Here is a 12233-nt window from a genome sequence, read left to right on the forward strand (position 1 = left end):
CCCTTGGCACATCGCCCGGACGGGTGCTTGAGCTCTGGGGTTGTCCGGCCTGACGGCCGGACAACCCCTCACCAAGATCTTCATCGACCTTCTAGCAGCAGAAAGACCCCCTCAGCGCCTGGACAAGGTCTGGGACCGCACGGCCTCGGCGCTTCTCGGTGCGTACCGGCGGCGGGGCGGGTGCGTCCGCCGCCGGTGGTCATCACCTCATCGCACCACCCGCGCGTACGGCGCGACGGCGATCCGGTCGATCAACGGCGCGTAGCGGGAGCGGAGCAGGACTCCCGGGAAGGTGTCCGAGGCGTAGGTCGTGCCGTCGAAGTTCGGCAGTTCCTCGGAGCGGAAGGCGATCGTGTTCTGCCCCTTCCTCAACTGGACCGGGACGGTCAGCTCCCAGAAGTTGTCCTGGTGGAAGCTGTTAGGGAATCCGACGCGCTGCGTCTCGCCACCGTTGACACTGATGTCCGCGTGACGGGCCAGCGGGTCCGGGTTGTAGTGCGTCGCCTGGGACTGTTCCGGGTTGGAGTAGCGGATGCGCAGCGCGTACAGGCCGGCCTCGTCCGCGGCCACCGGGAACGTCGCCGTGTTGCCGTTGCCCGGGTCGCCGCCGATCCCGGTGATCGCCGTGCCGTCCGTCGCCAGCGGCAGCGGGGTCAGCGTGGCCGTGCCCGCGAGTTCGGCGTCCTGCGCCTCGTACGTACGCGTCCTGAGCGTGCCGTCGGTGGGCGTGACCGTCAGCCGGTCGACCAGCGTGGTGTCCGGACCACCGGTCACCGTCACCTTGTTGACACCGCCTGAGAGGGAGACGGCGACTTTGTGCCGGGACCTGGTCACGTGCAGGACGTCGTGCCCGTTGACGGACAGCCGGGCGTCCGCGGCGCCGAGGGTGTCGACGTCGAGGGTGGCCTCGCGGTCGGCGGGGGAGTAGACCCAGAACGTGGCCGTCTGGTGCTTCGCGACCCGGACCGCGCCGGAGCCGGTGGCGGGGACCGGGGTGTGCTTCGGCAGGTCGTAGACGGGGTGGGCCCCGCCGCTCGTCCAGGCCAGCTCGCCCTCGTAGACCTGGGGGGCGGCCGACGCGTCCGGCAGGGACAGCGTGAGCCGGTCGACGATGGCGTCGCCCTTGGTGGCGCGCTTGCCGTCGAGGCTCTTCGCGGCGAGCGTCAGGGTGTGCCTGCCCTTGGTGAGGTGCACTGTGGTGTCGGTGTGGTCCCACACCACCCACTTGTAGCCGAGCGGCAGGTACAGCTCCTGCTCGCCGGCGGCCTGGCCGTCCACCCGCAGGAACACGTTGGTCGGGCCCTGGTCCTTCACCTCGTCGAAGGTGTTGAGGGAGTTGGCGAAGACACTCAGGTCGTAGGTGCCGTCCTCGGGCACGTCCACGGCGAAGTCGAGCGTGACGTCCGACCCGGTGCGCAGTCCGCCGACGTCGTAACCACCGGAGGTGTAGAACTTGGACACGTCGCCCGTCGAACCCTCGGGGCCGTTCTTCGAGTAGCCGGACCCGGTGTGGGCGGCGTCCTCCGCCTCGTACGACCCCTGCCAGCGCACCGGTGCCGACCGGGTGCCCTGCGCCTTCCCCGCCGGGCTGAGGACGATCTCGTACGCCGAGGACTCCTTGAGCCTCGGCAGTGCGCCGTCGCCGAAGTCGACGACGACCTTGCCGTCGGCACCGACCTTCAGGTCGGTCTCGGTCAGCAGCTTCGGGCCGGAGTTGTCGCCGATCTGACCGCTCCAGTCGATCTCGCTCACCCAGGCGTGCACGCTGTCCCCGAAGATCTTCCTGGGGACGTTGTCGAAGGTGATGTGGCCCTTGCCGGTGGACCCGCCGAAGAGCAGCCGGGACTGCTTCTTCTTCTCGTCCAGCGTGGCCACGCCCTGCATGGTGTAGTTCTGGCCCGGGAAGGGCGGGGCCACCGTCACCGTGTGCCCGCTCATCGAGGCGTACGAGTGCAGCAGCCACCACTGGCCGTTGCCCCGGTTGGACTGCACCGCGGAGTCGGAGAGGTTGCCGTCGATGTTCCAGTACGCGATGTCGGCGTCCACCTTGGACTCCTCGATCGCGGACACCCACTGGATCATCTGGCCGGGCACGGACGTGTGGTAGTTGAAGGCGTACTCGTTGATGTTGACGGGCAGTCGGGTGCCCTCCCGGTCGGTGCCCTTGAACAGGTCCTTCTCCCACGCCCGGTACGTGGCGACGCTCTGGCGCACCGCCTCCGGGTGGCTCAGCTCGTGCCAGGTGATCACGTCGGGCAGCGTGCCGGCGGCCAGGGCGTGCGTGAGGAAGCCCTTCACCTGGTCGTACAGGACACTGGTGTTGGGGCCCGCTATACGGGCGTCCGGCATCCTGCCCTTGATGAGCTTGTAGGCGGAGTCCCAGGCGGCGAAGTAGTCCTTGGGGTCGGTCAGCCAGCTGACCTTGTCGTAGCTCCACTCGCCGGTGCCGAACATGTTGCCCTCGGGCTCGTTGAACGGCACGAAGACGATGTTGTTCTGGAACTGGATCGGACGGTCCCAAGAGGAGATCGTACAGGCCCGCCGGGACTGGATGGAAGGGACACGGTTCGGTGAGGTCAAGGGGTACGACGGTGCCCCGCTGCCCGCTCCGGAACTGCCGCCTGTGCCGTTGAAGCCGCGGGGCAGAGTGCGTTGACCTGCAGGAATGCCCGCGTGCCGGTGACCCTGTCGAGTGGGGCGCGGCCGGACAATGCCTCCCGCGGTCGACCGCTTGCGGGAGGGCGGTCGACCGCGTTGCCGTCTCGGGCGCGGGCGGGTGGCGGTTCCACGGTGTGGCCGTCTGTGGGCGGCTGTGGCAGAGCTCTTGCTGACTTTTGCTGACTTTTCTGATACTCCGTCAGGCTAGGCGGTGAGGTTCCTTTCGAAGCCCAGTCGCCAGCGCGGGGCGTCGCGGGTTTGATGGCGGGACGCTGCACGCTGCTCCCGACGCGTGGTTAGGGAGGCGCTGGTACGGATGGACGGGCCTCGCGCTGTCGTCTTGTGGAGAGCTGACAAGGACAGGTGTCGGTCGAGTCGACGGAGACTGCGTGGCGGATTCAGGCGGCTGTTGCGGATTTGACAGCCAAGGCTGATTCGAAGGCGTCGATTGCGCTGACCATGCAATCCACGTCTTTGGCTGTCTTAGGACTGCTGGCGAGTTCTCAACGGTCCGCAGATGACCTCGATTCGGGCGCATCACGGTTGTTGCTGTGGTGCGGCGTCTTGCTCATGGTGGGCGGCGCCTGCTGCGCTGCCTGGGCCATTTCGCCGAACCTCCGAAAGGAGCGGCGGGGGCCTGAACGGGATGACGACTTTCTGTACTTCGGGCATGTTCGACACTTGGAACCGGCGGCGCTCGAAGAGATCCTCCGGGACAAAGATCCGTTGCCACCGCTGGCGCGGCAATTGGTGGTGATGAGCGAGATCGCCTGGATCAAGCACCGCCGTGTGCAGTGGTCGCTCATGTTGGCGGTCGCGGGCTGCACCGCCTTCGCTCTCGCGACCGTGGTCGGATGACATACCAGGAAGGCAGGCCGCTGATGAACTTCTGCTCCCTGGTATCCGCCGACGTATGGCGCGACCTCGTGGAACGCGGGCGCCGGCGAACTTTCCGGCGTGGATCCGTGCTGCTGCGAGAAGGGGAGTCGCCGGACTCCGTCATCGCGCTGGTGGACGGCCTGGTGAAGGTGACGCAGATCAATGAGTGCGGGGACGAACTGACGCTGACGCTGCGCGGACCAGGCGAAGTGCTCGGGGAAATGGGCGTCTTACTCGGGCGCCCACGCTCGGCCACTGTTACCGCAGTTCGGCCGTGTACAGGCTTCGTTCTGCCGGCTCACGCCTTCCGCGGCTACGTAGAGCGTCATCGCCTGGAGACGGTGGTCTACCAGCTGACCGTAGAACGGCTCAACAGCCACGAGCGTTTGCGAGCTGACCTCGCGCACCTGCCACGCGTGGCGCGCATGGCCCGAATCGTCAGTCACATCGCTGATGAAATCGGCCACCCGCAGGGCGACGACGGCCTGGTCGCCGAGTTGGGCATGGTCCGCACGGAGTTGGCCACCATGGCGTCCATGAGCCGCTCATCAGCGCTTGACGCTCTCAGCCAGCTTCAGGCGGCCGGGGTCCTCACACTCGGCCGCCGGAACCTGGTTATCAACGATGTCGCCCACCTCAGGGCAGCCGCCCGGGACGAGCGGGAGCGTCCGGGGGGCATCAGCTGCCAGGGCGACGCCAGCATGTGACTCAGGGCACGCCCGTACCGTCCAGTCCTGGACCATCTCTTCCCCGCTGCTCCACGAGGGTCGTGTTCGCCGCGTTTTCGCGGCACAGCACCCGATGAGAGGAGCGGCACATGTTGCCGTCGTGGGAGCCGTTGTGGCCTTACCGGGCCGTACTGGCGGTGGACGTCCGCAACTTCAGTGCGCTGGACAGCAAGGGCATGCAGCAAGTGAACGCCGACATCCTGCCGTTGCTGTCCGAGGCGCTCAGCGCCAGCAACGTGAGTGCCCAGTGGCAGCTGCGGGTGTTCGGCCAGCATGCCGGAGACAGCTACGTCGCCGGCATGGACCCGGAGGTGTTGCCCGCGCTGGTGGGTTGCTTCCCCGGTGCCCTGAGGCAGGCTCTGGGGCGTCGACGCGCGGATAGCCCCGCCAGTACGCCGTTGCAGCTCAGGGTCAGCATTCACGTCGGCCCGCTGCCACACACCGGGCTGGGCGTACCGATGGTGCACACCCACCGGCTCCTGGACGACGACGCACTGCGCACCCTGCTGAACCGTGCAAACCCGGAGATCACCAACACGGCGGTGATCATTTCGCAACGCGTCTACGAGGATGTTTTCGAGAGCGGCTGCGTCAACGGCGATGTCCTGCCCGACCAATTCATGCGGCACCTGGTGAAGGTGAAGAAGTTCCAGCAGCCGGCGTATGTCCACATCCCCGGCTTCGACTGGCGGCTCGCGGACCCGGACATCTTCGAACCCCTCGATACTACGGATGCCGCCACCGAACAGCCGGTCCCTGCGCCCAGCGCATCCCCTCAGCCGGCTTCCACGGCCCCGGGCACGGTGAGCTTCAGTCACACGGGCGAGCACGGCATCCAGGCCTACAACCACTTCGGCGCCGGGCGGGGGCAGTGATGATCGACAACGAGCTGGGCCAGCGAGAAGGCACGGAGATCACGTCGCCGTCGGCGGCGGAGCCAACGCCGGTGGAGCCCGTCGAGCCGACTGCGCCCGCAGGCTCCCCTCCACCGCCAGCGGGCGGTGAGCCGAACGGCCAGCCGCAGTCCAGGTCAGTGAGCTTCAGTCACACCGGCGAGCATGGCATCCAGGCATACAACCTGCACCTGAATGGTGATCAGGCGATCCCCGTGCCCATCACCGAGAGCGACGCCGACTGCAAGGCGAGCCAGGACGGCCGGTTCGTCCCACCGCGCAACACCGACCAGTGGGAGGCCGCTTCCAAACTGCTGGACGAATACGGAGTCATCGTGCTCTGCGCGGCACAGGGCACCGGCCGCCGCACGGCTGCCATACGCCTGCTGCGTACCGTGACCAGTCCTCCGCCGGCCCTCTTCGACCTTGACCCGGAATGGTCTAGGCCATCGGTCCGCCCGCTGCCGAAAGAGGCGGGGATGGGATGCATCCTCGATCTCTCCGACCTCGCGGAGAAACCTGGCGAGCGGCTCGGCACCGACCTGATCAGCTATGGGGCGGAGCTGCGCAAGAACAACTCCTTCCTCGTCATCCTGGCCACGCCCGCCGACTGGTACGGCCATTGGGCCGAGCCCACGCTGCCCTTCACCGTCCGGCTGGAGTCGCCCGACGCACGGGCCCTCGTCACAGCGGAATTCCAGGCGAACTACCGCGGCGATCGTGTGGCCTGGTTGGACAGGACCGAGTTCGCCGACATCTGGAAGGCCAACCCGTCCGCGCGCGCCGCGTGGCGCCTGGCCGGCCGTCTGCTCCGGGCCTCCGGCCCGGAGCAGATCCAGGCGATCGTCAATGAGTTCGGCGACTGGCACACGGAAGTCGAGAAACTCCTCAACAGGAATCGGGCAACGGGGGGCGACGCGCAGCTGCTGTCCACCCGGGTCACAGTCTGGGCCGGCGCCCTGCTGCACGGAGGACAACGCAGGTCGGTCATCAAGGCAGCCGATGACCTCCTGACCCGACTCGGCCTCGAACGCAACCCTGTCAACGTTCTGACCGACGCCACTACATCGAGCCAACTGGACGCCGCGAAGATCACTCGTGACGGAGACCGGGCCTTCCACGACACGCAGAAAGAAGGCCTGCCCACCGCCATCCTGCGTCACCTGTGGGACGAGTTCCCCACCCAGCACGAGCTCCTGCGCAGGTGGGCCATCGGCATCGCCGCAGACCGGACCGTCCCGGAAGAGGACGCCCGACTGATCACCACCGCACTGTGGAAACTGGCGGCGCACCGCCACGACCGGGCCATCCTTGACGGACTGGCGAGCGACCTCAAGGGACCCCGGAGGGTCCTGGCCGTGGAAGCACTCACCAAAGCAGCCGGGGATGCCGAGTTCGGCCGCTACGTCAGGGACCGCCTGCGCCAGTGGATGGACGCCAAGAACCCTTCGGACGACAAGGTTGACCTCGTCATCGAGATCTGCGCAGGCAGCTGGGGAATCCAACAACCGGCACTCGCACTCACACGGCTCGGCAAAGCCGCAGGCCACAAGCCATTCGGCTCCGCAACTGTCATCAACGCCTTCCAGCAGCTCACGTTGCAACGACCTGACGATGTGCGCAAGGCCGTCGACCAATGGCTCACCGACGTTGAAAGCCGGGCCGCCGACGAGACCCTGCGCCGCCAGACTCTCGGATCCTTCCTCGCCCTCGTCTCCAGCGACGAGGGAACAGACCTGATCCTGCACAACACACGAGACACCGAAGCCCGGCAGCGCATCATCCACGCGTGGCAGCAGCTGCTGTCCACCGACGACGCCGTGGACGCGGTCGTCACGCAACTGTCGCGATGGCATGAGCGATTCCAAGAGGACCCCGACCGCCGGGAAGCCGTGGTGGACGTCCTCGCAGACATCTTTGCCCCGCCCAGCCTCCGCCCCGGTCTCGACCGGCTCATGGTCACGGAGGAAGCAGCCATCCTCCCCTTCTGGCGCGAGGTCCTGGTGCTGGCCGCCAACCGCTACCAGGCGTCCAAGGAGGCATCGACCCCTTGACGACCGACGGACCCGGCCCGTGGTGGAGCCGCCGGCGCAGTCGGATCCGGGCCCAGTGGCCCACACGCCTGCCCGGCATCCGCTTCTGCGCCCGCGGCACCCTCACCTACCGGACACACGCCAACATCAAGGCCGACGGAACAGCCACCGCCCGAGCCGCCGCACGACTCGCCCTGGACGAACTAGGCCGCGGCATCACCCAGAACCACATGCCCGAACAGCTCATCACTGCACAAGAAGACCTCACACTCGCCGCGGCGCACTGGCACACCCCCAAGGACACACCAGGCCTCTGGCTGAAAGCACACATCACCCTACTGATCACCGAGCAAGACGCGGACCGGGCCCAGAGATACCAAGACGCCTTACGCGAGATGACACTCCAGGTCGCGCTGGAACACGAACGCCGAGATCGGTTCAGACAAGCAGTCTTCAACAGCCCGGACGCCACGCGTATCTGGTGGCTCGACCGCCACTTGGACGACCTGGAATCCCTCGACTGGGACCTCTCCAAGGAGAAGATTCTCCCCCTCGTCGGAGCGGCCGACGACGTCCAGTCCAAGGCCGAACGCATAGCCCACACCCTCCTGTACGTCTGGGAGAAACTGGGCAGCGCCCCAGGACAACACGCCCGTTTCACCACCACCGTCCGCACCGTCCTGGACCAGATGGGATGGAACGACGCGCTTGCCTGGCCGACACTGGGCGACCCGTTAGCGGCTGATTCGACCGAGAGCGTCCGCGATGATGGCGCAGAGCCGCGCCCTGCCTCCGAGGCGGGCACGGCCCGATGAGGTTATCCGCCCTGCGCTGGCTGCTCGACCCGGCAACCAGCCTGCTGGCCTTGCGGCTTCGTGCTCAAGAAAGCGGCCGCATGTCCTACGACGCGGCCTGGCGGCTGGCCCGGGTGACCCGTCACCCCGACGAAATGGTGTACCGGCACCACGGACATCTCGCCGAGGACTCCGGCGAGGAAAGGTAGTGAGTGATCAATGAGGGTTGTGCTCTAACATAACGCTGGCTCCCGGACGCGGAGTTGTGGATTCCACGTCGAGAACCTGCGCGCATGCCACGTTCCCGAACTCGTTGCGCTGCCGTGCCCGCACGGTGGGCAACGAGTTTGACGATCGCAGAAGGAGCAACGATTCGGGGAGAGGAGCCCGTTGGGGAGCCCCCAAGTCCAGGGTGACCGTCGAGGCGCTTGCGCCCTTCCTTGGGGTCAAGGGTGCACGGTGCCCGACGCGAACCAGTCGAAGGCGTTGGGCAGGGCTTCGTCGGGGATGTCGGTGAGGAAGACGACTGCGAGGCCACGGCGGGCTCTGGAGCATGAGACGTAGAAGAGGTTGCGTGATCGTTCCAGTCGTTTCTCGAGGTCGCGGCCAGTGAGCATCTTGCCCATGTTGTACTGGGTCCACGACCCGTCGTCGATGATCACGATGACGTTCTCGAACTCGTCGCCCTTGACTCCATGCTGGGTGTGGAACGGGGTGAGCTGTTCGCGGTACTCGATGAAGCGGATGACTTCCTTGTAGGGGACTTCCCGCAGGGCGTTAGAGAATTCGGCCAGCTTTGCGTCGTAGCCTTCGAGGTCTTCAGACTTCCGTCGGCGTTCGAGGTCGCTGAGCTTGCGAGGCACTGACAGAAGGTGCTGCCGAGCCATGTGGTCGAGTACGTCACCGATTGTTCCGGACTCTCGCACCGTGGCCAGTTGTCTGATGTCGGCTGCGATCCGCTGCTTGTCAGTGTGACTTGTGATGGTGGTCCGTCCTGCCACCAAAAGGCTTGTGAGCTCTGCGTAGTCGAGCGCGTGGAAGGCACGACAGAGCGCTTCGACCCGGCTGAAATATTCGATGTAGGGCTCGTCGTTGTCCAGAAGCTTGTCGCGACCTCGCGAGCCGAGGATCTGGTACTGCTGCAGAAGGGCACCGTAGGACAGGGCTCCCGCGATCCCTCGGTGGGTGAGCATCAGGTAGCTGGTGGTGTCGTCGCTCCAGCCCAGTTCGGCGAGTTGCCGACGAGCCGCATCGAGGCGTGCTTGGCCTGTGGGCAGGGCGGAGTTGAGGAAGAGGTGTACTTCCCCGTCTGTGCGCTCGCCCACCGCTTCCTGCTGCAGCTCGGGACGGATCTTGTTGAGAACGGCGACAACCGGGGGAGAGCAGCGGTAGTTCTCGTGCTTGGTGATGACGGTCAGCTTGGAGTGCAGAACGGCGCCCTGCCCCGTGGCGTAGATCTTTTGCATGGAGTCGCCGAACAGTCCAACGACGCAGGACTGTCGGCCGGCCCCGGCGAGGTGGTCGAGCAGCAGGCGGATTGTCTTGGGGGAGGTGTCCTGGTACTCATCCACGAAGACGACGGGGTAGCAATCGGCGATCAGACGCGTGAGTTTGGGATGCCGGGTCACCATACGCAGCGCGAGGTCGATGACCTCGTCGTGGGATATCTCCCCCCGGTCCAGGCGCCGTCGCCGGTCGACGTACTGGACAGGCGGCAGAGGGCTGGTGAGCTCGCTGAGATCCTCGGGCGTCGGCAGAGCATCGTTATATTCAATGATCTGCTGCCACAGTTCGGCTCCGAAGCCCTTGATGACCTCCCAGAGAAACTCATGGATGGTTGCAACCGTCACGAGCGGGTTGTCGTGAATCCGGTCGGCGATTTTGCGTTTGGCCACGTTGGTGAAGGTGATACATGCGATGCGACGGCCCTTGCTCGCCAATTCCGCACCCTGGCTCCGGAGGCTGTGCTCCAGAGCCTCGACCAGTGTCGTCGTCTTGCCAGCGCCGGCACCGGCCTCCACCAGGAAGCTACGGCGTGCTTCCAGTTCACCGATGACCTTGTCGATCGTCGTCTTCACGGTAGTGTCAGCCACTGCAGGCCCTCGTCGATGTACTGGGGCACCTTCCAGCCGTCCAGAAGCATGGCGTCGAAGGCGAAGTCTGTCTTGTGGTCACGGAGATTCTCCGCGATCTGGTAAGCCTGCGTCGCGATTGCTGCCTCGCTGGGGTGCTCGCCCACAGTGCGGTCGAAGTGCCCCTTCAGAGCGAGGCCGGAGATGTTGTCGGCGAGGACGAGGGCGTTGGCGATGATGAAGGCGTCCTCGAAGCTGCGGCCGAAGGACCCGCCTAGCTGTTCGGGCACCTGATAGGCGACTCGAACGTTCTTGCTCACCTTGTCTTCGTTTGGTGTGGAGAGCAGTTCGGTGATGACTTCCTTGCCCGGAAGCCAGTGCTTCAGGGTGGAGTTGGAGGTGCAGGCACCCGGGGTCGCAGGATGACAGCCGGGGCGCTTTTTCTGGGACGGGTCGACGGAGTCGATGTCCGTGATGATGAGGGTCTTGACGTTGAGGAACTCCAGCAGGCTGCGGAAGCGGACCGCGTAGGCGTCGCCTACTTCGATGACCGAGACGTACTGGTGCTGGAGACGCGCTGCGCAACGGGCGATCATCTTCGGCAGCAGGAGACGTTCGGCCGTCCCCTCGATGAGGATGATCTTGTCTGCGAAGAACATGTCGCAGCGGTGCAGTTCCATGTACTGCTCCAGGAACCGCAGAGTTTCCCTGCCGTCGTTCCTTTTCTTGACGCTTGCCTGGAACGTGGACATGTCCTTGATGGTGACGTGGTGCTCCGCGGCGTCGAAGTAGCGGATCTTCGAGAAACCGCTCCTGGCGACCATGTGGGAAGAGTGCGTGGTGATGACGACCTGCACCTTCCGGTCGGTCTTGCTCCGGATGTACTCCTCGATGTTTTTGATGAACGTCTCCTGCATCTGGGGATGCAGGTGGGCCTCAGGTTCCTCAATGAAAAGGATCTGCAGCGCAGGCTGTGGGCTGGCCTTGCTGCAGCTCTCGATGAAGCCCCTGATCTGCAAAATGGTGAAGATGAGTTTGCTGTAGCCGAGGCCGTTGTGGCCTTCAGGCAGCGGGTACTGATCGTCCCCGGAGGGGTACTGGATCCGGGTGCTGCCACGCAGGACGGCAGCGCCCTCGATCAGAGCGACGATCCGGGGCGGGTGCAGTGGAGACATCAGCTCCAGGCCAAAGCGACTCAGGTCAGCGAGGAACGGCTCGAAGAGTTCGTCGTAGTTGGAGTCCAGCTCCTTCGACGCCAGCGCGAGCGCCTCTTCGATCCGGTCGACATTCTGCCCACGGTTGTCATCACTGCTTGAGGCCCGGTAGTAAGCCTCGAACGTCTTCGACAGGGTTCGGGTCTTGTCCGCGGGAGTGTCGTCGAACTTGTTCTGCGCGTAGATGAAGCGGACGGCGAGTATCGCCCGCGCGGCAGTCGGTTTGAGTTCACGGCTGACCGAGTCATCTACGGGGCTCACCGCACGGTACGTCGCCGTGAAGTACTCGTTGAACTTCCGACGCAGCCATTTGTAGCTGTCGAACTGGCTCCCAGCACGGCGAGCGGCTTCGCTGAAGTCCGCGAGGAGCTTCACCGGGTCGCCGGCGGCCAGCGTGGCAACGATGCGGACACTGCGGCAGGTCTCGTCGAGATCGAGGATTGCGGCGCTGATGGGGGCGAGGTCGTCCTCCTCGTCGTATTCGACCGCAATCGCGAGACGAATGGCCGGCACCAGCTCAAGCGCCTTGCTCCGCAGATCTTCCGCGGCCTCTCTGTCGCCCGCGGTGTCCAGCTGCGCGGCGTCAGTGAACTGTCGGCGAGCGTGCTCCAGGTCGGCGATGCGACTTGTGGTGAAGTCCTCGAGGACGAACTTGACATCGTCGCTGGGGCTGAAGAACTTCTCGAACAGATTGACGAATGATGTCTTCCCGCTGTTGTTCCGGCCCACGACCAGTGTCGTAGACGCGTCGATCTGGATCTCCGCGTCACGCAAGGCGCGGAAGTTAGCCACTTTGGCGTGGGTGACGTGCATGGTGCTCCCGGAGCAGCCCGACGGAATCCGTGCCATCACCACGCCGTACAACCTGTGGCACGTGAGGCGACAAGCAGTATGTGTTACGAAAAGCCGCTGTGGGGGAGTTTTTGGTCAAGGGGTGGACCGCTTGGGGAGCCCACCGCTGG

At 65.4% G+C, this 12233-nt stretch carries 9 protein-coding genes and 1 pseudogene; 7 read left to right on the forward strand and 3 right to left on the reverse strand.

What is annotated here, in order from left to right:
* Positions 1-207 precede the first annotated feature (207 nt).
* Positions 208-2298: a cellulosome protein gene (locus AB0958_RS31595; RefSeq protein ID WP_366893897.1), complete on the reverse strand. Its 2091-nt coding sequence runs from the start codon at positions 2296-2298 to the stop codon at positions 208-210.
* Positions 2299-2481: 183 nt separating this feature from the next.
* On the opposite strand from AB0958_RS31595, the pseudogene AB0958_RS31600 reads away from it, so the two are divergent.
* From AB0958_RS31600 to AB0958_RS31630, 7 genes and pseudogenes are all read left to right on the forward strand, one after another.
* Positions 2482-2656: pseudogene (locus AB0958_RS31600) on the forward strand (pirin family protein); the annotation flags it as partial.
* 365 nt (positions 2657-3021) lie between these two features.
* Positions 3022-3516: a Pycsar system effector family protein gene (locus AB0958_RS31605; RefSeq protein WP_366893898.1), complete on the forward strand. Its 495-nt coding sequence runs from the start codon at positions 3022-3024 to the stop codon at positions 3514-3516.
* Entirely contained in the window at positions 3513-4244 is a 732-nt protein-coding gene (locus AB0958_RS31610; RefSeq protein ID WP_366893899.1) for a Crp/Fnr family transcriptional regulator, read from the forward strand. Before AB0958_RS31605 ends, AB0958_RS31610 begins: the two co-directional genes overlap by 4 nt.
* Before the next feature lie 110 nt (positions 4245-4354).
* The gene (locus AB0958_RS31615; RefSeq protein WP_366893900.1) at positions 4355-5140 is read left to right on the forward strand and encodes a hypothetical protein; all 786 of its coding nucleotides are present in this window, start codon (positions 4355-4357) and stop codon (positions 5138-5140) included.
* Positions 5140-7212: a hypothetical protein gene (locus AB0958_RS31620; RefSeq protein WP_366893901.1), complete on the forward strand. Its 2073-nt coding sequence runs from the start codon at positions 5140-5142 to the stop codon at positions 7210-7212. Before AB0958_RS31615 ends, AB0958_RS31620 begins: the two co-directional genes overlap by 1 nt.
* The gene (locus AB0958_RS31625; protein ID WP_366893902.1) at positions 7209-8006 is read left to right on the forward strand and encodes a hypothetical protein; all 798 of its coding nucleotides are present in this window, start codon (positions 7209-7211) and stop codon (positions 8004-8006) included. Before AB0958_RS31620 ends, AB0958_RS31625 begins: the two co-directional genes overlap by 4 nt.
* Positions 8003-8194: a hypothetical protein gene (locus tag AB0958_RS31630; protein WP_366893903.1), complete on the forward strand. Its 192-nt coding sequence runs from the start codon at positions 8003-8005 to the stop codon at positions 8192-8194. Before AB0958_RS31625 ends, AB0958_RS31630 begins: the two co-directional genes overlap by 4 nt.
* 237 nt (positions 8195-8431) lie before the next feature.
* On the opposite strand, the gene AB0958_RS31635 is transcribed toward AB0958_RS31630, so the two are convergent.
* Together AB0958_RS31635 and AB0958_RS31640 are read right to left on the reverse strand one after the other, a co-directional pair.
* Entirely contained in the window at positions 8432-10063 is a 1632-nt protein-coding gene (locus AB0958_RS31635; protein WP_366893904.1) for an ATP-dependent helicase, read from the reverse strand.
* Positions 10060-12084 carry an ATP-dependent endonuclease gene (locus AB0958_RS31640; protein WP_366893905.1) on the reverse strand — a complete coding sequence of 675 codons (2025 nt, stop codon included), beginning with the start codon at positions 12082-12084 and terminating at the stop codon, positions 10060-10062. Before AB0958_RS31640 ends, AB0958_RS31635 begins: the two co-directional genes overlap by 4 nt.
* Positions 12085-12233: the final 149 nt, after the last annotated feature.

It is taken from the genome of Streptomyces sp. NPDC006655 (assembly GCF_040703965.1).
Classification (GTDB): domain Bacteria; phylum Actinomycetota; class Actinomycetes; order Streptomycetales; family Streptomycetaceae; genus Streptomyces.